At 60.3% G+C, this 22,598-nt stretch carries 22 protein-coding genes; 13 read left to right on the top strand and 9 right to left on the bottom strand.

Going from position 1 to position 22,598, the window contains the following annotated elements:
* The first annotated feature begins 119 nt into the window (after positions 1-119).
* The 10 genes from AC1DRN_RS03590 (at position 120) to AC1DRN_RS03545 (ending at position 7,235) form a co-directional block, all read left to right on the top strand.
* Positions 120-1,094, top strand: coding sequence for a KpsF/GutQ family sugar-phosphate isomerase (locus AC1DRN_RS03590; protein WP_223458707.1), 975 nt, complete (start codon positions 120-122; stop codon positions 1,092-1,094).
* Entirely contained in the window at positions 1,094-1,618 is a 525-nt protein-coding gene (locus tag AC1DRN_RS03585) for a KdsC family phosphatase (RefSeq protein ID WP_007970265.1), read from the top strand. Before AC1DRN_RS03590 ends, AC1DRN_RS03585 begins: the two co-directional genes overlap by 1 nt.
* Before the next feature lie 7 nt (positions 1,619-1,625).
* Positions 1,626-2,198 (top strand): LPS export ABC transporter periplasmic protein LptC, encoded by a 573-nt coding sequence (gene lptC, locus AC1DRN_RS03580; RefSeq protein WP_477786626.1) that lies wholly within the window; start codon positions 1,626-1,628, stop codon positions 2,196-2,198.
* Positions 2,185-2,733: a lipopolysaccharide transport periplasmic protein LptA gene (lptA, locus tag AC1DRN_RS03575; RefSeq protein ID WP_007986700.1), complete on the top strand. Its 549-nt coding sequence runs from the start codon at positions 2,185-2,187 to the stop codon at positions 2,731-2,733. The genes lptC and lptA overlap by 14 nt, the downstream gene beginning before the upstream one ends.
* Entirely contained in the window at positions 2,733-3,458 is a 726-nt protein-coding gene (lptB, locus tag AC1DRN_RS03570; protein WP_008054366.1) for an LPS export ABC transporter ATP-binding protein, read from the top strand. Before lptA ends, lptB begins: the two co-directional genes overlap by 1 nt.
* A gap of 272 nt (positions 3,459-3,730) precedes the next feature.
* Positions 3,731-5,224, top strand: a complete 1,494-nt coding sequence (locus AC1DRN_RS03565; RefSeq protein WP_223458703.1) for an RNA polymerase factor sigma-54 — start codon at positions 3,731-3,733, stop codon at positions 5,222-5,224.
* Positions 5,225-5,298: 74 nt separating this feature from the next.
* A complete protein-coding gene (gene hpf, locus AC1DRN_RS03560) occupies positions 5,299-5,607 on the top strand; it encodes a ribosome hibernation-promoting factor, HPF/YfiA family (protein WP_108218201.1) in 309 nt (102 codons plus the stop codon).
* 12 nt (positions 5,608-5,619) lie between these two features.
* A complete protein-coding gene (gene ptsN / locus AC1DRN_RS03555) occupies positions 5,620-6,084 on the top strand; it encodes a PTS IIA-like nitrogen regulatory protein PtsN (protein ID WP_223458700.1) in 465 nt (154 codons plus the stop codon).
* A 2-nt stretch (positions 6,085-6,086) separates the two neighbouring features.
* Complete coding sequence (rapZ, locus tag AC1DRN_RS03550; RefSeq protein ID WP_223458698.1) at positions 6,087-6,944, top strand: RNase adapter RapZ; 858 nt, start codon at positions 6,087-6,089, stop codon at positions 6,942-6,944.
* A 15-nt stretch (positions 6,945-6,959) separates the two neighbouring features.
* Positions 6,960-7,235, top strand: a complete 276-nt coding sequence (locus tag AC1DRN_RS03545) for an HPr family phosphocarrier protein (protein WP_223458695.1) — start codon at positions 6,960-6,962, stop codon at positions 7,233-7,235.
* 74 nt (positions 7,236-7,309) lie between these two features.
* Here the strand turns inward: AC1DRN_RS03545 and pmbA are convergent, their stop codons facing one another.
* Positions 7,310-8,656: a metalloprotease PmbA gene (pmbA, locus tag AC1DRN_RS03540; RefSeq protein WP_008018721.1), complete on the bottom strand. Its 1,347-nt coding sequence runs from the start codon at positions 8,654-8,656 to the stop codon at positions 7,310-7,312.
* 108 nt (positions 8,657-8,764) lie between these two features.
* Here pmbA and yjgA point away from each other — a divergent pair, with 108 nt between their 5' ends.
* Positions 8,765-9,289, top strand: coding sequence for a ribosome biogenesis factor YjgA (gene yjgA / locus AC1DRN_RS03535; protein ID WP_108218197.1), 525 nt, complete (start codon positions 8,765-8,767; stop codon positions 9,287-9,289).
* Between the two features lie 48 nt (positions 9,290-9,337).
* Here yjgA and tldD read toward each other — a convergent pair whose 3' ends face one another.
* The 8 genes from tldD to mreB all read right to left on the bottom strand — a co-directional run bounded on the left by tldD (position 9,338) and on the right by mreB (position 20,534).
* On the bottom strand, positions 9,338-10,780 hold the full coding sequence (gene tldD / locus AC1DRN_RS03530; RefSeq protein WP_046040036.1) for a metalloprotease TldD: 1,443 nt from the start codon (positions 10,778-10,780) through the stop codon (positions 9,338-9,340).
* Positions 10,781-10,792: 12 nt separating this feature from the next.
* Positions 10,793-11,647, bottom strand: a complete 855-nt coding sequence (locus AC1DRN_RS03525; protein WP_223458693.1) for a carbon-nitrogen hydrolase family protein — start codon at positions 11,645-11,647, stop codon at positions 10,793-10,795.
* 70 nt (positions 11,648-11,717) lie between these two features.
* Positions 11,718-15,521: a YhdP family protein gene (locus AC1DRN_RS03520; protein ID WP_223458690.1), complete on the bottom strand. Its 3,804-nt coding sequence runs from the start codon at positions 15,519-15,521 to the stop codon at positions 11,718-11,720.
* Between the two features lie 75 nt (positions 15,522-15,596).
* On the bottom strand, positions 15,597-17,054 hold the full coding sequence (gene rng, locus AC1DRN_RS03515; RefSeq protein ID WP_007970246.1) for a ribonuclease G: 1,458 nt from the start codon (positions 17,052-17,054) through the stop codon (positions 15,597-15,599).
* 57 nt (positions 17,055-17,111) lie between these two features.
* The gene (locus AC1DRN_RS03510) at positions 17,112-17,708 is read right to left on the bottom strand and encodes a Maf family protein (protein WP_223458687.1); all 597 of its coding nucleotides are present in this window, start codon (positions 17,706-17,708) and stop codon (positions 17,112-17,114) included.
* 32 nt (positions 17,709-17,740) lie between these two features.
* Positions 17,741-18,232, bottom strand: a complete 492-nt coding sequence (gene mreD / locus AC1DRN_RS03505; RefSeq protein ID WP_103394147.1) for a rod shape-determining protein MreD — start codon at positions 18,230-18,232, stop codon at positions 17,741-17,743.
* Complete coding sequence (mreC, locus tag AC1DRN_RS03500) at positions 18,232-19,305, bottom strand: rod shape-determining protein MreC (RefSeq protein WP_411740700.1); 1,074 nt, start codon at positions 19,303-19,305, stop codon at positions 18,232-18,234. The genes mreD and mreC overlap by 1 nt, the downstream gene beginning before the upstream one ends.
* 191 nt (positions 19,306-19,496) lie before the next feature.
* Positions 19,497-20,534, bottom strand: a complete 1,038-nt coding sequence (mreB, locus tag AC1DRN_RS03495; protein WP_002555108.1) for a rod shape-determining protein MreB — start codon at positions 20,532-20,534, stop codon at positions 19,497-19,499.
* 211 nt (positions 20,535-20,745) lie between these two features.
* On the opposite strand from mreB, the gene gatC reads away from it, so the two are divergent.
* Together gatC and gatA are read left to right on the top strand one after the other, a co-directional pair.
* Positions 20,746-21,033, top strand: a complete 288-nt coding sequence (gatC, locus tag AC1DRN_RS03490; RefSeq protein WP_007901429.1) for an Asp-tRNA(Asn)/Glu-tRNA(Gln) amidotransferase subunit GatC — start codon at positions 20,746-20,748, stop codon at positions 21,031-21,033.
* Positions 21,034-21,049: 16 nt separating this feature from the next.
* Positions 21,050-22,501, top strand: coding sequence for an Asp-tRNA(Asn)/Glu-tRNA(Gln) amidotransferase subunit GatA (gatA, locus tag AC1DRN_RS03485; protein ID WP_223458685.1), 1,452 nt, complete (start codon positions 21,050-21,052; stop codon positions 22,499-22,501).
* Positions 22,502-22,598 lie beyond the last annotated feature (97 nt).

Raw genomic sequence — 22,598 nt, 5'->3', positions numbered from 1 at the left:
AAGCCCCATTTAGAAGGTTTCCCGTAACAGGTAATAACAATGCGCGACGAACTTGCGTGAGGGATTCGATCATTACCGTTATAATCGCCGACTTTTCTTCAGGCTATACGATTTCTGACATGAGCCAATCCAGCGACCTGATTCGATCAGCACAACGCACCATCCGCCTCGAGGTAGAAGCCGTGCAAGGCCTGCTGCCCCATATCGATGCTGATTTCGTACGCGCTTGCGAGATGATTCTGGCCAGCAAAGGCCGCGTGGTCGTGGTCGGCATGGGCAAGTCGGGGCACATCGGCAACAAGATCGCCGCGACTCTGGCCAGCACCGGCACCACGGCATTTTTTGTGCACCCGGCTGAAGCCAGCCACGGCGACATGGGCATGATTACCCGCGACGACATCATTCTGGCGCTCTCGAACTCCGGCTCCACCAATGAAATCGTGACCCTGCTGCCGCTGATCAAGCGCCTGGGCATTCAATTGATCAGCGTGACCGGCAATCCTGACTCCGCGCTGGCCAAGGCCGCCGAGGTCAACTTGAATGTTCACGTCGAGCACGAAGCCTGCCCGCTGAACCTGGCACCGACCTCGTCGACCACCGCCGCCCTGGTCATGGGCGACGCCCTGGCAGTCGCGCTGCTGGAAGCCCGTGGCTTTACCGCCGAAGACTTCGCCTTTTCCCATCCCGGCGGCGCCCTCGGCCGACGCCTGCTGCTGAAAGTGGAAAATGTCATGCACGCAGGCCAGGAACTGCCGCAGGTCCAGCGCGGCACCCTGCTCAAGGATGCCCTGATGGAAATGACCCGCAAGGGCCTGGGCATGACCGTCATTCTGGAAGCCGACGGCAAACTGGCCGGAATCTTCACCGACGGCGACTTGCGCCGCACACTGGACCACGGTATCGACATCCACAACGCCATCATCGACCAGGTCATGACAGCCCATGGCAAGACCGCGCGCGCCGAGATGCTCGCCGCCGAAGCGCTGAAAATCATGGAAGACCATAAAATCAACGCATTGGTCGTGGTCGACAGCGAAGACCGCCCGGTCGGCGCCCTGAACATGCACGACTTGCTTCGTGCAGGAGTAATGTAATGAGTGCGGACCTGTTGCAACGCGGCAAACAGATCAAACTGGCGGTGTTCGATGTCGATGGCGTGTTGACCGATGGCCGCCTGTACTTCCTCGAAGACGGCAGCGAATTCAAGACGTTCAACACACTCGATGGTCAGGGTATCAAGATGCTGATGGCCGCCGGCGTGCAGACCGCCATCATCAGTGGCCGCAAGACCCCGGTGGTCGAACGGCGAGCCAGGAACCTCGGTATCCCGCATCTGTATCAGGGGCGCGAGGACAAACTGGTGGTGCTCGACGAACTACTGGCCCAACTCAACCTGAGCTATGAACAGGTGGCCTACCTCGGCGACGACCTGCCGGACCTGCCGGTGATTCGCCGCGTCGGCCTGGGCATGGCGGTGGCCAATGCCGCCAGCTTCGTGCGTGAACACGCTCACGGCATCACCCTCGCCCGTGGTGGTGAAGGCGCCGCTCGCGAATTCTGCGAACTGATCCTGCGCGCCCAGGACCGCCTCGATGCGGCCAATGCAGCGTACCTGTGAGCCCACTATGCTGAGCAAAAAATTTCGCAACACCCTGATGTTCAGTTGCATCGCAGCGATATTCGCCGCGGTTGGCTACTGGAACATCAGCCCGGAACGCTTCCTCGACAAGCCGGTAACGCCGGTCGATGAAAGCGCGATCGACTATTACGCCATCAACGCCCACAGCGTGCAGTACCTGCCGGACGGCAAGCTGCAATATGATCTGGTGTCGGACAAGGTCGAGCACCTGAAAGCCACCGAGGTGACATTGCTGACCAACCCCGACCTGAATGTATTCCGCGGCACTGAATACCMATGGCACGTCCAGAGCCTGCACGGCGAGGTCAACCCTGATGGCACACAGGTCGAGCTGATCGATGACGTGCGCATCACGCGCTTCGACGAGAAAAACCGTAAAACCCTGATCACCAGCACCCGCATGACCGTGTTCCCGCAGCAGCAATATGCGCAGACCGAGCAAGACGTTAGAATCGACGGCGCTGGCGGTGTATCGACTGGCAAGGGAATGAAAGCGTATTTGAAAGAAAGCAGGATACACCTGCTATCGAACGTAAGAGGACAGTATGAGGCTCGTTAAAACCCTCCCGATTTTGCTCAGTCTGGGCGCAGCACTGGGAAGCGTGAGCGCCTGGGCTCTGCCGGAAGATCAACAGCAGCCTATCCGCATTCAGGCCGACGATGCCCAACTGGACGACAAGCAAGGTATTGCTACCTATAAGGGTGACGTGATCATCACCCAGGGCTCGATGAAGGTGACCGGCAACACCGTGACCATCACCCGCACCCCGACTGGCGACATCGACGTAGTGACCTCGGTGGGCAACCTGGCGTACTTCGAGCAACTGCAAACCGCTGGCGATACCAAGCCTGTTCAGGGCTGGGGCGTGACGATCCAGTATCACGCCGCGCAAAACCGGGTCGTACTGATCGACAAGGCCAAGGTTGTCGACAAGGACAACAACGTCACCCAGGGCGAAAAAATCGTCTACGACACGGTCAAGAAGCTCGCCAGCGCCGGTCGCGCCACGGGCAGCAAGGTCACCGAGGCACGTCCGCGTATCGACATGGTGATCCAGCCGAAGAAGAAAACCGACGAGAATAAGGCCCAGTAATGGCAACTCTGAAAGCTCAGCATCTGGCCAAGAGCTACAAGAGCCGCCAGGTCGTGCGCGATGTCAGCCTGTCCATCGACAGCGGTCAGATCGTCGGCCTGCTTGGCCCGAACGGCGCCGGCAAGACCACCTGCTTCTACATGATCGTCGGTCTGGTACAGGCCGACCAGGGCCGCGTCCTGATCGATGACCTGGACGTCAGCCACCAGCCGATGCACGGTCGCGCAAAGGCCGGTATCGGCTACCTGCCGCAAGAAGCATCGATCTTCCGCAAACTGTCGGTGGCCGACAACATCATGGCCATCCTCGAGACTCGCAAGGAACTCGACAAGGCCGGTCGTCGCAAGGAGCTGGAAAGCCTGCTGCAGGAATTCCACATCAGCCACATCCGCGACAACCTCGGCATGAGCCTGTCCGGTGGTGAGCGCCGTCGCGTGGAAATCGCCCGGGCCCTGGCCACCAACCCGAAATTCATCCTCCTCGACGAACCCTTCGCCGGCGTGGACCCGATTTCGGTCGGGGACATCAAGCAGATCATTCACCACCTCAAGGCCAAAGGCATTGGCGTGCTGATCACCGACCACAACGTTCGTGAAACCCTGGATATCTGCGAAACCGCCTACATCGTCAACGACGGCCAACTGATCGCCGAAGGCGACGCTGAAACCATCCTGGCCAACGACCTGGTGAAGGAAGTGTACCTGGGCCACGAATTCCGCCTGTAAGACACCGAGGCACCAGAGCAGTCGACAAGCGCTTGTCTCGATAAAAAATCAACTCTTTTTTATTGTTACAGCGCTCTAGGCAAACCCGACGCTTCAAAGATGTTCAGGAGCCAGCCGGAGCAACCTGTCAACAAAACTTTGCAGCTTTTATTGTTACAGCGCTCTAGGCAAACCCTTCAGTTTCAGGCATATAATTTGCTTAAGTTTGGCGCCCCGGCGCCCTGTAGTGGATGGCGCGTGTGCGCCGGCGAATAAGGTGTTAAGCCCCTGCCATGAAACCATCGCTAGTCTTGAGAATGGGCCAGCAGCTGACGATGACACCGCAGCTGCAACAGGCTATCCGCCTGCTCCAATTGTCGACCCTGGACCTGCAGCAGGAAATCCAGGAGGCCCTGGAGTCCAATCCGATGCTCGAACGCCAGGAAGAAGGCGACGACTTCGATAACACCGACCCCTTGGCCGACAACGCCGAACAGAAGCCCAACGCCGACATCCAGGAACCCTCCTACCAGGAAAGCGCCCCGACGGTCGATAACCTCGATGAGGGTGACTGGAACGAGCGCATCCCCAACGAACTCCCCGTCGACACCGCGTGGGAAGACGTTTACCAGACCAGCGCCAGCAGCCTGCCCAGCAATGACGACGACGAGTGGGACTTCACCACCCGCACTTCGGCCGGCGAAAGCCTGCAAAGCCACTTGCTGTGGCAACTGAACCTGGCCCCGATGTCCGACACCGATCGCCTGATCGCCGTGACCCTGATCGACTGCATCAATAATCAGGGCTACCTGGACGAAACCCTCGAGGAAATCCTCGACGCCTTCGATCCGGAACTGGACATCGAACTGGACGAAATCGAAGCGGTCCTGCACCGCATCCAGCAATTCGAGCCCGCCGGCATCGGCGCCCGTAACCTGGGCGAATGCCTGCTGCTGCAATTGCGCCAGCTACCCGCCAAGACCCCTTGGCTGGCCGAGGCCAAGCGCCTGGTCACCGATTACATCGACTTGCTTGGCAGCCGCGACTACAGCCAGCTGATGCGCCGCATGAAGCTCAAGGAAGATGAACTGCGCCAGGTCATCGAGCTGGTCCAGAGCCTCAACCCGCGCCCGGGTTCGCAGATCGAGTCCACCGAAGCCGAGTACGTCGTTCCTGACGTTATCGTGCGCAAGGACAACGAGCGCTGGCTGGTGGAGCTGAATCAGGAGTCGGTGCCACGGCTGCGGGTCAACGCCCAGTACGCCGGTTTCGTGCGCCGCGCCGACACCAGCGCCGACAACACGTTCATGCGCAATCAGTTGCAGGAAGCCCGCTGGTTCATCAAGAGCCTGCAAAGCCGCAATGAAACCCTGATGAAGGTTGCCACCCAGATCGTCGAGCATCAGCGTGGTTTCCTCGAATATGGCGACGAAGCCATGAAGCCGCTGGTCCTGCATGACATCGCCGAAGCGGTCGGCATGCATGAGTCGACGATTTCACGGGTGACCACCCAGAAGTTCATGCATACCCCCCGGGGCATTTATGAACTGAAGTACTTTTTCTCCAGTCACGTCAGCACCTCCGAAGGCGGCGAATGCTCGTCCACGGCGATCCGCGCGATCATCAAAAAACTGGTTGCCGCGGAAAATCAGAAAAAGCCATTGAGTGACAGCAAGATCGCTGGTTTACTGGAGGCACAAGGCATTCAGGTGGCTCGCCGCACCGTCGCCAAGTACCGCGAATCCCTCGGGATCGCGCCTTCGAGCGAACGCAAGCGGTTGATGTAGGGCCACGCCACAGCGTTCCAGTGGCAGATCATCTGATCTGCCGCTTTATGCACTGGCAACGAAGGAGAAGCTGTATGCAAGTCAACATCAGTGGACACCAACTGGAAGTGACCGAACCTCTTCGCACCTACATCGGCGAAAAACTCGAACGATTGGAGCGACATTTCGACAGGATCACTAATGTGCAGGTCACGATGACCGTCGAAAAACTGAAGCAGAAAATCGAAGCCACGTTGCATATTCCCGGGAATGAAGTGGTCGCCAACGCGGAACATACCGATATGTACGCCGCGATCGACGCACTTACCGACAAGCTGGATAAACAACTCAAAAAGCATAAGGAAAAGACCCAGAGCCTCCTCCAGGGCGCAACCGGTCGTTAACACTCCCAACCCATGATCCGACTTGAAAGTATCCTGACCCCCGGCCGTTCCCTGGTGAACGTGCCGGGCGGCAGTAAAAAGAAAGCCCTCGAACAAATTGCCAATCTGATCGCCCGCGAAGTGCCGGCCCTGGAGATGCAAGATGTCTTCGAGGCGCTGATTGCCCGTGAAAAACTCGGCTCCACCGGTTTTGGCAACGGCATCGCTATTCCACACTGCCGTCTCAAGGGCTGTGTTTCGCCCATCAGTGCTTTGATGCACCTGGACGCCCCTATCGACTTCGACGCCATCGACGGCGCGCCGGTTGACCTGCTGTTCGTATTGCTGGTCCCGCAAGCTGCCACCGATGCGCACCTTGAGCTGCTGCGACAGATCGCCAGCATGCTCGACCGCAAGGAAGTTCGCGAAAAACTGCGTCATGCTGCAAGCAACGAAGCCCTGTATCAGGTTGTCCTGGACGAGCAAAACGGTCAGTAATCATGCGCTTGATCATCGTCAGTGGCCGTTCCGGCTCAGGTAAAAGCACCGCCCTCAACGTTCTTGAGGACAACGGCTACTACTGCATCGACAATCTGCCTGCCGGTCTGCTGCCGGAACTGGCCGAACGAGCCTTGATTCATACCGAGCTGCTACAGCCGCTGGTCGCCGTTTCCATTGACGCGCGCAACCTGCCCAGCCACCTGTCACGCTTCCCCGAGCTGCTCGAAGAAGTCCGCAACCGCCATATCCAGTGCGATGTGCTGTACCTGGATGCCGACGAAGAAACCCTGCTCAAGCGCTTCTCGGAAACCCGCCGACGTCACCCCCTGACCAACGCGAACCGCTCGTTGGCCGAAGCCATCAGCGTCGAGAGCGACCTGCTCGGGCCGATTGCCGACCTCGCCGATCTCAAGATCAACACCACCAGCCTGAACCTGTACCAGCTGCGCGACGCCATCAAACTGCGTCTGTTGAATCAGCCCGAGCCGGGCACTGCGTTCCTGGTGGAGTCCTTCGGGTTCAAGCGTGGCATGCCGGTGGACGCCGACCTGGTGTTCGATGTGCGTTGCCTGCCCAACCCTTACTGGAAACCGGAATTGCGCGAGCAGTCCGGGCTCGATCAACCGGTTGCCGAATACCTGGCGGCACAGCCGGATGTCGAAGAGATGTTCCAGGACATTTCCACATACCTGCTAAAGTGGCTGCCTCGTTTTGCCGCCAGCAACCGCGCCTACGTCACCATTGCCATTGGCTGCACTGGCGGACATCACCGTTCCGTCTACCTGACCGAGCGTCTGGGGCAGGCGCTGCAAAAAACCCTGAAGAACGTCCAGGTTCGCCACCGCGACCTCAGCTAAAGGATTCACATCGCGATGCCTGCTCTGGAAATCGAAATCATCAACAAGCTGGGCCTGCATGCCCGAGCGTCTGCAAAATTCGTCGGGGTCGCCGGCCAGTTCAAGGACTGCACGATCAGGGTAGGACGCACACCTGAATCCACAGTAGATGGCAAAAGCATCATGGCCATGATGATGCTCGCTGCCGGCAAGGGCACCAAAATCTATCTGAGCACGGAAGGCGAGCAGGAACAGGAAGCGATGGACGCGCTGGTAGCCCTGATCAATAACTACTTCGACGAAGGCGAATAAACATCAAAAGTTCCACAAAAAAAGGCGCGCCACCCGGATGGGTGGCGCGCCTTTTTTTTGTGTAACGGGAAGGCTTAGCTACCCGCCACCGTCATCCGCTCGATCAGCACCGAACCTGTGCGAATGTTGCTGCGCAACTCCAGATCATTACCCACGGCCACGATCTGCTTGAACATGTCGCGCATGTTCCCGGCGATGGTCACTTCCTGGACCGCGAACTGGATTTCGCCGTTCTCGACCCAGTAACCCGCCGCGCCACGGGAATAGTCGCCGGTGACCATGTTCAGCCCCTGGCCCATCAACTCGGTGACCAACAGCCCGCGCCCCATGCGCCGCAGCAAGGCCGCCTGGTCTTCATCGCCATGGGTGACGAACAGGTTGTGCACGCCGCCGGCATTGGCCGTGCTCGGCATGCCGAGCTTGCGGCCGGAATAGGTACCGAGGATGTACGACACCAACTCGCCTTTTTCGACGAACGGTTTGGCATAGGTTGCCAGGCCATCGCCATCGAACGCCGCGCTGCCCAAGGCTCGCATCAAGTGCGGACGCTCGTCGATGGTCAGCCATTCCGGAAACAGCTTCTGACCGAGAGTGCCCTCAAGGAACGAAGACTTTCGATACAGGCTGCCGCCGGAAATCGCCGACAGGAAACTGCCGAACAGCCCCCCTGCCAACTCTGCGGAAAACAGCACCGGCACCTCGCAAGTCGGCACCGGCCGCGCGCCCAGTCGGCTCGCCGCCCGTTGCGCAGCGCGCTGGCCGATGCTCACCGGATCGGCAAGCAAGTTGCCCTGGCGGTTCACGTCGTACCAGTAATCGCGCTGCATCTGGCCATCGGCCTCGGCGATCATCACGCAGCTCAGGCTATGACGAGTCGATGCGTAACCGCCGATAAACCCGTGGCTATTGCCATAAACGCGGCAACCCTGATGGGTACTGAGGGTGGTGCCGTCGGCATTCTTGATTCGGCTGTCGGCAGCAAACGCCGCGGCTTCGCAGGCCAGGGCCTGTTCGATGGCTTGTTCCGGAGTGATGTCCCATTGGTGGAACAGGTCGAAATCCTGAATATCCCGCGCCATCAGCGCGGCATCCGCCAGGCCCGAGGCTTCGTCTTCCGAAGTGTGTTTGGCGATGGCCAGTGCAGCGGCGACGGTTTCGCGAATCGCTTCCGGACCACTGGCCGATGTGCTGGCCGAGCCTTTGCGCTGACCGACGTACAAGGTGATGCCAAAACCCTGATCGCGGTTGAACTCTACCGTTTCGACTTCACGCTGACGCACCGTGGTCGACAAGCCCTGCTCCAGTGACACCGCCACTTCACAGGCGCTGGCCCCCTGGCGCCTGGCTTCAGCGATGATCTGCTCGACTTGTTCCTGCAGTGCCGGCAACGCTTGTGGGCCGACGCTTTCAACTGCACTCATGCTGTTCTCCACTCAAATTCTGCTTTCGGTAACGGTCATCGAGCGACCGGGCCGGACAAGCGGCCCCCGACTGGTTATCATGGCGGCGTTTCTTTGCGGACGGCCACCATGGTTGATTCTTACGACGACTCCCTCGATACGGGAGAAAAAAGCAAATCCCAGGTTAAACGCGAGCTGCATGCTCTGGTTGACCTTGGCGAGCGCCTTACAACACTCAAGCCTGACTTGCTGGCAAAACTGCCCTTGACCGACGGAATGCGTCGGGCTCTGGCCGATGCGCCCAAGCACACCGCGAACATCGCGCGTAAACGGCACCTTCAGTTCATCGGCAAACTGATGCGCGATCAGGACACTGCCGCCATTCTGGTTCTGCTCGATCAACTCGATGCCTCCACCCGTCAATACAACGAACGTTTCCATAACCTGGAGCGCTGGCGCGATCGTCTGATCGCCGGCGACGATGCCGTTCTGGAAAAATTCGTCGTCGACTACCCGGACGCGGACCGCCAGCAATTGCGCTCCCTGATCCGTCAGGCCCAGCATGAGGTGGCGCAAAACAAGCCTCCTGCTGCCAGCCGTAAAATCTTCAAGTACATCCGTGAGCTGGACGAGACTCAACGCGGTCTGCGTTAATTCTCGAACCGGGTGAGCTGCCTCGCAGCTCACCCGCAGCCTCACCTCTTACGAACCCGTGCCACCCACGGTGATCGCATCAATCTTCAGCGTTGGCTGGCCGACACCCACCGGCACCGACTGCCCATCCTTGCCACACGTGCCCACGCCGCTGTCCAGCGACAGGTCATTACCGACCATCGACACCTTGCTCATGGCTTCCGGCCCGTTGCCGATCAGGGTCGCACCCTTGACCGGAGCGGTGATCTTGCCGTCCTCGATCAGGTACGCCTCGCTGGTGGAGAACACGAACTTGCCGCTGGTGATGTCCACCTGACCGCCACCCAGGTTGGCGCAGTAGATGCCGCGTTTTACCGAGGCGATGATTTCCGCCGGGTCGCTTTCGCCGGCGAGCATGTAGGTGTTGGTCATGCGTGGCATCGGCAGGTGCGCGTAGGATTCGCGACGGCCGTTACCGGTGCGCGCCACGCCCATCAGGCGGGCGTTGAGCTTGTCCTGCATGTAGCCTTTGAGCACGCCGTTTTCAATCAGCGTGGTGCACTCGGTCGGCGTACCTTCGTCGTCGACGCTCAACGAGCCGCGGCGACCGGCCAGGGTGCCGTCATCGACAATGGTGCACAGCTTCGACGCAACCATCTCGCCCATGCGCCCGCTGTAGGCCGAACTGCCCTTGCGGTTGAAGTCGCCTTCCAGACCATGACCGACCGCTTCGTGCAACAGCACGCCTGACCAGCCGGAACCGAGCACTACCGGCAAGGTGCCAGCGGGTGCCGGGATGGCTTCTAGGTTGACCAGTGCCTGGCGCAACGCTTCACGGGCATAGCCCATGGCGCGGTCTTCGCCGAGGAAATAACGGTAATCGGTCCGCCCGCCACCGCCATGACCGCCGCGCTCGCGGCGACCGTTCTGCTCAACGATCACACTGACGTTGAACCGCACCAGCGGGCGCACATCCGCCGCCAGACCGCCGTCGGTGGAAGCCACCAGAATCCGCTCCCAGACACCGGCCATGCTCACGGTGACTTGCTGGATGCGTGGGTCGAGGGCACGGGTCGCGGCGTCAACTCGCTTGAGCAAATCGACTTTCTCGGCACGGGTCAGCACTTCCAGGGGATTGTCCGGTGCATATAACTGCGCGACGTCCTGGCTGGTGAATGCCTGTACGGTGCCGTGCTGCCCGGCCCGGGAAATCGAACGGGCGGCACGCGCCGCCGCGCCCAAGGCCTCAAGTGTGATGGCATTGCTGTAGGCAAAACCGGTTTTTTCACCCGATTGCGCACGCACACCTACACCTTGGTCAAGGTTGAAGCTGCCTTCCTTGACGATGCCGTCTTCCAGCGCCCAGGACTCGGAGATCTGCCCCTGGAAATACAGGTCGGCGGCATCGATGCCTGGCCCGGCCAAGTCGCCGAGCACGCCTTGCAGGCTCTCGATCGTGACGCCACCGGGCGCCAGCAGGTGTTCACTGACTGAGGACAACAACTCGCTCATATGCTTTACGCCTTAAATTCGTCGTTCTGATGCAGGTCGCTGGGCGCCCTGCGAGAAAAATCGCCGGTGACTGGACACCGGCATCCGCGCCCGGATGGACGCCTGTTCGCTGCTATCGCGTTCGGCCAGTAGTACGGCCTCGCCTTGATCCTGTTGCGCCAGCACACGCCCCCAAGGGTCGACGATGGCGGCATGGCCAAAGGTTTCCCGTGGCCCCGGATGCGTCCCGCCCTGGGCCGCGGCGAGCACATAACATTGCGTCTCGATGGCCCGCGCACGTATCAGCACATCCCAATGCGCCGCGCCGGTCACCGCGGTGAAGGCCGAAGGGGCGGTAATCAGTTCCGCGCCGGCCGCGCGCAATTCACTGTACAGCTCGGGAAAGCGCAGGTCATAGCAGACCGTCAGGCCAACCCGGCCGACGGGCGTGTCCGCCACGACCACTGCGTTGCCATAAGCATAGTCATCGGATTCGCGATAACGGCCACGATTGTCCGCCACGTCCACATCGAACAGGTGCAGCTTGTCGTAGCGCGCCACCGTTTCGCCCTGGTCATCGACCAGCAACGAACAGGCATGGGCTTTCGCCGTTGGCTGATCCACCGGCGGCAATGGCAACGTGCCGGCCACAATCCATAACTTGAGGTCGCGTGCGGTCTGTTTCAACCAGGGCAGGATCGGGCCTTCGCCCAAGGCTTCGGCGCGCCCGATGTCGGCAACGTCGCGCCGGCCCATGGCGGCAAAGTTTTCCGGCAATACCGCGAGCTTCGCGCCACCGGCGGCCGCTTGTTCGAGCAGTCGACGGGCCTGGGCCAGATTAGCCAGCACATCGCTCTGGCTGACCATTTGAATCACCGCTACAGACATGGCGCACTCCTGGAATCGTATGCGGCCATGCTACTCCATAGACTTGCCGAGTGCCTTTTGAAAAAGGACCTCAAAAAGCCTTGTCGAAGGTGATTTTCGGCTCTTTCCACGGCCCTTGGACCCTGTACTTCACACTGGCGAAACGGGAGACCCGGTCGCCGATCAGCTTGTCGATCAGGAACAGTGCCCCGCCGACCGCGGGTGCACCGACGATCAGTGCGGCAATCGGCAGGTTATTGGTCACCGGCAAGGTCACCATCAGTTTCGCATCGATCTGATCGGCCACCATGTTCAGGGTGCCGTCCAGTTCAATAGTGCTCGAAGGGCCGGTCAGCCGGATCGGCTCCTGGGTGACATACACGCCATTGGTCCCAACCAGCAGCCCTTTGACCCGGTCATAACTCAGACCTTTGCCGAACAGGTCGGAGAAGTCCAGGCGCAGGCGCCGGCCGATGGAGTTGAAGTTGAGTAAACCAAATACCCGCAGCGCCTGGGCACTGCCTTCGACTTCGACGAACTGGCCCTGATTGAGCGTCGCATCGAGCGAGCCGGAGAAACGCTTGGTCGCCACCCAGGCTGGCGAGCCGGGCCAGCGGCCATCGACATCCATATAAAAGTCCTTGCTGGTGACGCTCGGCGCAAACCCCCAGCCCTTGAGCACATCGGCGAGGTTCTTGCCGCTGATGCGTCCCTTGTACCAGCTGTTGCTGGCGCCGGGCATGCCTTCCCAGCCACCGCTGCCCACCAACAGTATGCCCTTGAGGCCCAGGTCCAGCGAGTTGAACACGATGCCTTTGGGCGTAGGACGAATCTTCAGCGACCAGCCCCCTACCAGATCCTGCCCCTGGAATAACTGATTGATGGTGATGTCCATCGCGGGGATTTTCGTCGGGTCCACCGACGCCAGCGGATCCGGCGAGTTTTCATCGGCCAGCACGGCCGGGTCCGGTGCCGGCAGACGCACGGTTTGCAGATTGATCGTGATCGGCGAGGCTTTCGCATCGGGCAAGCTCGCGCTGCCCTTGATCTGCTGGCTGTCGAGTTGCAGCGCCCAGGCGGAAGGTTTGCGCATCAGCTGAATCGAGGCCTGGTCGAGCGTGGTGCCGATACCGCTAAGCTTGTCCACCTTGAAGTCCGCGCCGCTGAGCAATTGCCTGGCGCTGCCGCCGGGGTCCTCTCCGGCGTATTTATCCGCCAGATCCTTCCACGGGCCAACGTCCAGCTCCGACAATACGCCCCGTATCCGCAGGCCTTTGGTGTCAGGCAACACGGCCTCGCCGCCACCGAGGGACAATTCCCCGCGACCGTCGGCGAAATTGCTGGCCGGTGCGGCGAACGTGAAACTCGCCAGGTCCCCGTAGTTGACCCAATAGCGCCGCTCGTCGCCCTGCAAGGTCATGCGGAACGTCGTGTCGCGCCCAGCCTCGGAAGTCATGCCGAACGGTGCAGGCAAATCGACGGCCACACCCTTGAGGCTGGAATTGACCCTCAACTGGCTATTGGCACCATCCAGGGTCAGTTGCAGTTGATACGGGATCACGCCGGTCACCGGCAGAGGCTGGGTCACCTTCAGCCAGTCGGTCAGCTTCCTGACCTCGACCTGGCCCGACGCGGTCACCCGGGTATTGAGCTTACCCGGGCTGCCGTCGGCAAAAATCTGTGCGGTGACCGGCTTGTCGAACGCCCGTGCGCTGATGCTCTGTCCACTCAGGCCCTTGGCACTGTCGAAACGGAAATCACCTTTGAGCTGGGTCAACTCCAGCACAGGTTCAGCCAGTTTCAAGCGCGCCTTGGCGGTCTTGAAGTCGACGAGGATCTTCGGCTCCTCGCCTTTCGCCAGCGGAATATCCAGCTTCAACTTACCTTGCAGATCACCCTCGCCTTCCCACCCGGCAAAGGTTGCCCCGGTACCGATCGGCGCTTCCTGGAGGATTTTCAGGCCATCGCCCAAACCGCCGGCAAATCCTCCATCGAGGAACAAATGAACGTTCTGCCCGGCAGGTACATGGGGAATGTCGACGTAAACATCGTTGACCTGGGTATCGAGCAACTGGCCCTTGCTGGCCAGAATCCGCACGCCGCTGTCTTCGACAAACACATCGCCGCTGACCTTGCTGACATGAGGCCAGCCCGGCTGGAAGGCCAGTTCGGCATCGTGAACCTTGAAGTACAGGCTGATGCTGCGATCCTCGTCTGCGGCACCGTGGCTGAGCGACCCTTGATACTGGAAGAAGCCTTGATCCACCGCGCCCTTGAGAATCGCGGTACGCAGCCATTCGTCCAGCGCCGGGCTGAGGACTGCCGGCAGGTACTTGGCGGTGTAGCGACCGTCTCCGTCCACCATGCCAACCCGCAGGTCCATGTAGTCTTCCTGGGTGTGATCGAAATGCAGGCGAATCAGGAAGTCGCCGGCGATCTTGCCTTCCTCGCCCAGCACCTTCAGGTACGGCGCAATCAGGGTGAAACCTTCTTTATCGAGCTTCCAGGTCAGCCGCGCATTGGCCTGAATGTACTGCCATGGCTTGGCGAAAATAGGGTCCAGATGCAGCATGAAATCCTTGCTGTCCATGCGCAATTCGCCGCGCCCCAGATCACCACTGATGCTGCCGCTGACATTTCGCGCCGCCGGCGCACCGTGATAGGCATCGAAGCCTACCTGGTCGAGATTGGCGGCAAAGCCGAACTTGCTGTCGTCTGTGGCATTGGGGCGCAAGTCGACCAGCACGTTACGCAGGCTGCCCGTGACTTTGAGCCGCTCGACGACCGTGGCAAAACCTTCTGGCAACGGCGCCATAGCGTTGAGCAGCGGGGTCAGCGGAGTGAGATCGACCCGGTCGGCTTGCAGGTGCCAGAGCTCTTCGGTTTTATCAGTGGCCGCGTTTTGCTTGAGCTGCAAATGCGTTTCCCAGCGGGTCTCGCCGAGGTTCATCGCCAGGGAATCGAGAGTCACTGACGCGCCTTCGGCACTGCGCTGGAAGTAGCCGTTCAGGGCCAGATTGTTGATCTGGATCTGCTTGCGCTCGGCATAGGCACCCTTGAGTTGTGGCGCATTCAAACGCACCGCAGCGCTTTGCAAGGTGCCTTTGCCCCAGGTCAGCCAAAGCTCGCCACCGGCTTTGATCTCAGAGAAACTCCACTCTTGGGTCACTCGCTCGGGCAACCACTTCGACCAGTCACTTTGCGGCAGGCTCAGATAGGCCTCGGCTTCACCGTCCTGCCATTGACTGGCTCGAATGCGGGTACGCAGGCTCATGGCCACGGGCTGGCCGTCGGGCAGCGTCAGCCGCGCGTCGAGCCGCTGCCGCGACGCCCCGGTTTTCAGATTGAGGCCGACGTAGGTCAGGGTCAGCGGCGACTGTGCAAACGGCTGCAAGGTCACCTGGCTGTCCAGCACCGACAATTGCTGGATCATCTGCATGCGATTGAGCAACTGTTCCGGATCGGTTGGCTGGTCCTGCTGCACCGGCAAACCTTCCAGTGCCCATTGACCGTCGTTACCCTCCTTGACGCTGATCTTCAGGCCGCTGAGCTCCAGATGAGCGATGCGTACCTGACGGGCCAGCAGGCTGGCCCAAAGGTCAGGCACCGCACGCACCTGATCCAGGTGCAAGGCATTGGCGCCCTCGCCGACCGTCACGTCATGCGCCATCAGTATGGGGGCGAATCCACTCCAGTTGCCTTCGAGCTCGCCGATCTGCAACGGCATGCCCAAGGCATCGCTGGCTTTGGTTTCTATGTCGGCACGGTACTCGGCGACTAACGGCGTCAGCTCCCGGCCCAGGCTGACGTAGAGCGCCATCAACACCAAAACCAACGCGCACAGGCCCAGACCCCAGCGGGTCAGTGCGGCCAAAATGCGTGTCAGACGGTCCATGTCAGGTGGCCCCCATGGCAAAATTTTTGCAAAAAGCTGAGGCCAGCCATTCTCGAACAATCAAAACGATACGCTTCAGAGCAGCACCACGTCGTATTGTTCCTGGGAATACATGGTTTCGACCTGAAAGCGGATGGTGCGCCCGATAAACCCTTCCAGCTCGGCGACGTTGCCCGACTCTTCGTCGAGCAGGCGGTCCACCACTTTCTGGTTTGCCAATACACGATAGCCTTCCGCCTGATAGGCGCGTGCTTCACGCAGGATTTCGCGGAAGATTTCGTAGCAAACGGTTTCCGGGGTCTTGAGCTTGCCGCGCCCCTGACAGGCGTTGCACGGCTCGCACAACACTTGTTCAAGGCTTTCGCGGGTGCGCTTGCGGGTCATCTGCACCAGGCCCAGTTCGGTGATACCGATGATGTTGGTCTTGGCGTGATCGCGCTCCAGTTGCTTTTCGAGCGTGCGCAACACCTGGCGCTGGTGTTCTTCATCTTCCATGTCGATGAAGTCGATGATGATGATTCCGCCGAGGTTGCGCAGGCGCAATTGACGAGCGATGGCTGTCGCGGCTTCGAGGTTGGTCTTGAAAATGGTTTCTTCGAGGTTGCGATGGCCGACGAACGCCCCGGTGTTGACGTCGATGGTGCTCATGGCTTCCGCCGGGTCGACCACCAGGTAACCGCCGGACTTGAGCGGGACCTTGCGCTCGAGAGCCTTCTGGATTTCGTCTTCGACGCCATACAGGTCAAAAATCGGCCGCTCGCCCGGGTAATGCTCCAGACGGTCGGCAATCTCGGGCATCAATTCGGCGACGAATTGCGTGGTTTTCTGGAAGGTTTCCCGGGAGTCGATACGGATCTTCTCGATTTTCGGGCTCACCAGATCACGCAGGGTGCGCAGCGCCAAACCGAGGTCTTCGTAGATCACGCTGGGCGCGCTGATGGTTTTGATCTGGGCGCTGATCTGATCCCAGAGCCTTCGCAGGTAGCGGATGTCCATGAGGATTTCATCGGCGCCGGCGCCTTCGGCTGCCGTGCGCAGAATGAAACCGCCAGCTTCCTTGATCCCTTCCTTGGCCACGCAATCGGTGACCACTTGCTTGAGTCGCTCGCGCTCGGCCTCGTCTTCGATCTTCAGGGAAATGCCGACATGGGCCGTGCGTGGCATGTACACCAGGTAACGCGAAGGGATCGACAGCTGAGTGGTCAGGCGCGCGCCCTTGGAACCGATCGGGTCCTTGGTCACTTGCACCACCAGGCTCTGGCCTTCGTGCACCAGTGCACTGATGCTCTCGACCGCCGGGCCTTCGCGCAGGGAAATTTCCGACGCATGAATGAATGCAGCACGATCCAGGCCGATATCGACGAATGCTGCCTGCATCCCCGGCAATACCCGCACGACTTTGCCTTTATAGATGTTGCCGACGATCCCGCGCTTTTGCGTGCGCTCGACATGGACCTCTTGCAGGACACCGTTTTCGACCACCGCCACGCGTGATTCCATCGGCGTGATGTTGATCAGGATCTCTTCACTCATGGCAGGGTCTCGTTCAGGCATGTTCACGATAATGGCCGCATCTGTTCAGGACGACGCTTAAAGCGCGTTCCGGGGTTGCCAACAGGGTATGCCGAAATGGCCGAGCAGTTCCGCGGTTTCGCAAAGCGGTAGTCCGACTACCGCTGAATAACTTCCATTGAGCCCGGCGACAAACACCGCACCCAGTCCTTGAATGCCATAACCGCCCGCCTTGTCCCGTGGTTCGCCGCTGGCCCAGTAGGCCGCGGCTTCATCGCGACTGATAGCACGAAATCGCACCCGACTGGTGACAACCCAGGACTCGCAACGTTCGCCATCGAGCACGGCAATCGCGGTCAGGACCTCATGCTCACACCCTGACAACATCATCAGCATGGCGCACGCATCCGCTTGATCAACCGGTTTGCCGAGAATTTTTCCATCGAGCACCACGGCGGTATCGGCGCCGAGCACGCAGAACGGTTCGTCAGACACGACGCCGCCGCGCCCGGCCTCGGCCTTGCCGCGCGCCAGGCGCTCGACGTAGGCCGATGGGGATTCTTGAGCTATAGGGGTTTCATCGATGTCCGCACTGACGGCGGAGAACGGAACGCCGATCTGCGTGAGCAATTCACGCCGACGCGGCGAGCCAGAGGCGAGGTACAACCGTTTCATCAAGACCTCTCCCTGTCTAATGCCTGAGCGAATCAATTGATTTTGTAGCGTCGACGCAATCCGCGCAAACCGAAACTGATCCAGGGCCAGAGCAATGCACTGACCAGTGCCGGCAGCACCAGCGCCAGCGTCGGCTGACGATTGCCGGTCAAGGCACTGAGCCATAGTTGTACAAGCTGGGCGAGGCCGAAGATCACCAGGATCACCAGGCTCTGTTGCCACATCGGGAACATCCGCAGACGTTGCTGCAGCGCCAGCACCAGGTAGGTGATGAGGGTCAGGATCAAGGCGTTCTGCCCCAGCAAGGTACCGTAGAGCACGTCTTCAGCCAGCCCCAGGCAAAACGCCGTCACCATCCCGACGGTCTGAGGCAGGTTCAACGCCCAGAATGCCAGCAACAAGGCCAGCCACAGCGGGCGCAGGATTTCCATGAATTGCGGCAGAGGCGAAACGCTCAACAGCAGACCGACGGCGAACGTCAGCCAGACTATCCAGCCGTTTCGGGATGCTTTTACACCGGCCATTATTCTCTTCCCACAGGAGTGGCCGGCGCAGAGGCCGGCGGCTTGGCGGCAGGCTTCGCAGCAACGGGCTTGGTGGCCGGCGGTTTAGCGGCCGCCGGTTTGGCTGGCGTGGTGGCCGGTTTTGCCGGCGCAGCAGTTGCCGGGGTCGCCGTGGCAGGCGCCGCGGGTGCAGCGGCCGGCACAGCCGGGGCTGCCGGATTGACCAGTTTCGGCACCGTCGCCGGAATGATCGGCCCACCGCCCTGCGCGTCCAGGCTTTCCTGAGCCTGGGCGGCGTCGTTGGCGCGCTCTTCGGCAGTCCGGTTGTCGCTGAACACCAACAGCAGGTAACGGCTACGGTTCAAGGCGGCGGTCGGAATGGCGCGGACAATGGCAAACGGCTGGCCGGAATCGTGAATCACTTCCTTGACCGTCGCCACCGGATAACCGGCCGGGAAACGTTGGCCGAGACCGGAACTGACCAGCAAGTCGCCTTCCTTGATGTCGGCGGTATCGGCCACATGCCGCAACTCGAGACGTTCCGGGTTACCGGTGCCGCTGGCAATCGCCCGCAAACCGTTACGGTTCACCTGCACCGGAATACTGTGGGTGGTATCGGTCAGCAGCAAGACACGGGAGGTGTAGGGCATCAACTCGACCACCTGGCCCATCAGGCCACGGGCATCGAGCACTGGCTGGCCGAGGACCACGCCGTCACGCTCACCTTTGTTGATGATGATGCGATGGGTGAAGGGGTTGGGGTCCATGCCGATCAACTCGGCCACTTCGACCTTCTCGTTGACCAGTGCCGACGAGTTGAGCAACTCGCGCAGCCGAACATTCTGCTCAGTCAGGGAGGCAAGCTTCTGCATGCGCCCCTGCAACAGCAGGTTTTCGCTTTTGAGTTTTTCGTTTTCGGCGACGAGTTCGGTCCGGCTGCCAAACTGACTGGCAACGCCTTCCCACAGTCGTCCAGGCAGGTCAGTGATCCAGTAGGCGTCCATCAGCACCAGCGACATCTGGCTGCGTGCAGGCTTGAGCAGACTGAAACGGGCATCGACCACCATCAGCGCGACCGATAGCACGACCAGCACCAACAGGCGCACGCCCAGTGAAGGGCCCTTGGTGAAAAGCGGTTTAATAAGCCGCTCCTTCCAGGCAAATGTTCTGTTTATTCATACGGCGGCAATCCGGCCTGGATGCAGACTGACAGAAGATAAACGCGAACAGGCAGCACTGCAAAGTGCCGCCTGCGCGCTCAACAGCATAGAGGCGATCCGGCGACTTATTCGCTGGAAAGCAGGTCCATGGTGTGTTTATCCATCATTTCCAATGCACGGCCACCGCCGCGAGCAACGCAGGTCAGCGGGTCTTCGGCAACGATCACCGGCAGACCGGTTTCCTGGGCCAGCAATTTGTCCAGGTCACGCAGCAAGGCGCCACCACCGGTCAGTACCAGGCCACGCTCGGCGATGTCGGAAGCCAGTTCCGGAGGCGATTGCTCCAGGGCGCTTTTCACGGCCTGAACGATGGTCGCCAGGGACTCTTGCAGAGCTTCCAGCACTTCGTTGGAGTTCAGGGTGAATGCGCGCGGAACGCCTTCGGCCAGGTTACGGCCACGAACATCGACTTCGCGAACTTCGCCGCCCGGGTAGGCCGTACCGATTTCCTGCTTGATGCGCTCGGCGGTGGATTCGCCGATCAGGCTGCCGTAGTTGCGACGCACGTAGGTGATGATCGCTTCGTCGAAACGGTCGCCGCCAACGCGTACGGATTCGGCGTAAACCACGCCGTTCAGGGAGATCAGCGCGATTTCAGTGGTACCGCCACCGATATCCACGACCATCGAACCGCGAGCTTCTTCAACCGGCAGGCCGGCACCGATCGCAGCGGCCATTGGCTCCTCGATCAGGAATACTTCACGGGCACCGGCGCCAAGGGCCGATTCACGGATGGCACGACGCTCAACCTGGGTGGATTTGCATGGAACGCAGATCAACACGCGAGGGCTAGGCTGCAGGAAGCTGTTTTCGTGAACCTTGTTGATAAAGTACTGCAGCATTTTTTCGCACACGCTGAAGTCAGCGATCACGCCGTCCTTCATCGGACGAATGGCAGCGATGTTGCCCGGTGTACGGCCGAGCATGCGCTTGGCTTCGGTGCCGACAGCAACGACACTTTTCTGGTTACCGTGTGTCCGAATGGCCACAACGGAGGGCTCATTCAGGACGATACCGCGCTCGCGCACGTAAATAAGGGTGTTGGCAGTGCCCAGGTCAATGGAAAGATCGCTGGAAAACATGCCACGCAGTTTCTTGAACATGGGAAAGGGACCCTAGGCAACGCGTGGGTAAAAAAGTGCGGCAAACTCTAACAACGACAGGGATTTTGGGCAAGGCGCCAATATGTTAAATTGGCCGCTTTTCTGTGCACCAAGCCCCACAATCGCGGCCTTATGACCGTAGAAGTGCGGTAGTGTTCCGACAATCTAACACACGGACGCGGTCCGTTTTGTTTTCCACTGGAGAATCCCAATGGCGCTAGAACGCTCCGACGTGGAAAAAATCGCTCATCTGGCCTGCCTTGGCCTCAATGATGCCGATCTTCCACACATCACTTCGGCCCTCAACAGCATTCTCGGGCTGGTCGACGAAATGCAGGCGGTCAATACCGACGGTATCGAACCGCTGGCCCACCCACTGGAAGCCAGCCAGCGCCTGCGTGCAGACGTCGTGACCGAGACCAATCACCGCGAGGCCTACCAGTCCATCGCACCAGCGGTCGAAAACGGCCTGTACCTGGTTCCGAAAGTCATCGACTAAAGGGAAAGAGCCTGCAATGCATCAATTGACTCTGGCCGAGATCGCCCGCGGACTCGCCGATAAAAAGTTTTCCTCCGAAGAGCTGACCAAAGTCCTGCTGGCGCGCATCGCCCAGCTCGATCCGCAGCTCAACAGTTTCATCAGCCTCACCGAGGACCTGGCGCTGACGCAGGCGAAAGCCGCTGACGCCCGCCGGGCCAATGGTGAGAGCGGCGCCCTGCTCGGCGCGCCGATCGCCCACAAGGACCTGTTTTGCACCCAGGGCATTCGCACCAGCTGCGGCTCGAAGATGCTCGACAACTTCAAGGCACCGTACGACGCCACTGTCGTCGCCAAACTGGCCGCTGCCGGGGCCGTGACCCTGGGCAAGACCAACATGGACGAATTCGCCATGGGTTCGGCCAACGAGTCGAGCTACTACGGCGCGGTGAAAAACCCGTGGAACCTGGAACACGTGCCTGGCGGTTCGTCCGGCGGCTCCGCTGCGGCGGTTGCCGCTCGTCTGTTGCCAGCGGCCACCGGCACCGACACCGGCGGTTCGATCCGTCAGCCAGCAGCACTGACCAACCTCACCGGCCTGAAACCGACCTACGGTCGCGTTTCGCGCTGGGGCATGATTGCCTACGCGTCCAGCCTCGATCAGGGCGGCCCATTGGCCCGCACCGCCGAAGACTGTGCGATCCTGCTGCAAGGCATGGCTGGCTTCGATCCAAATGACTCCACCAGCATCGACGAACCCGTGCCTGATTACAGCGCCGGCCTCAACGGTTCGCTGCAAGGCCTGCGCATCGGCGTGCCGAAGGAATACTTCAGCGCCGGTCTCGACCCACGCATCGCCGATCTGGTCATGGCCAGCGTTGAAGAATTGAAAAAGCTCGGCGCGGTGGTCAAGGAAATCAGCCTGCCGAACATGCAGCACGCGATCCCTGCGTACTACGTGATCGCCCCGGCGGAAGCCTCTTCCAACCTGTCGCGTTTCGACGGCGTGCGTTTCGGCTACCGCTGCGAAGACCCGAAAAACCTGGAAGACCTGTACAAGCGCTCCCGTGGCGAAGGCTTCGGCCCGGAAGTTCAGCGCCGGATCATGGTTGGCGCCTATGCGCTGTCCGCCGGTTACTACGACGCCTACTACCTCAAGGCGCAGAAGATTCGTCGCTTGATCAAGAACGACTTCATGGCGGCCTTCAATGAGGTCGACATCATCCTCGGCCCAACCACGCCGAACCCGGCCTGGAAGCTCGGCGCCAAAAACAGCGACCCGGTCGCTGCGTACCTGGAAGACGTCTACACCATCACCGCCAACCTCGCCGGTCTGCCGGGCTTGTCCATGCCTGCAGGTTTTGTCGATGGCCTGCCGGTCGGCGTGCAGTTGCTCGCCCCGTATTTCCAGGAAGGCCGCCTGTTGAACGTTGCCCACCAGTATCAGTTACACACTGACTGGCACACCCGCACCCCGCAGGGGTTTTGAAACTGCTGCGCTCGGTAATGCTGCGTTGAAAACTGGCTCGTAATGCTCATTGACTAAAGTCAACTCCGCTTACTCGCCAGTTTTCGCCTTGCCTTAC

Source organism: Pseudomonas sp. P5_B3, from assembly GCF_056400405.1.
Note: the sequence above shows the minus strand (reverse complement) of the source record. Positions and strands in the feature narration are given on the sequence as shown.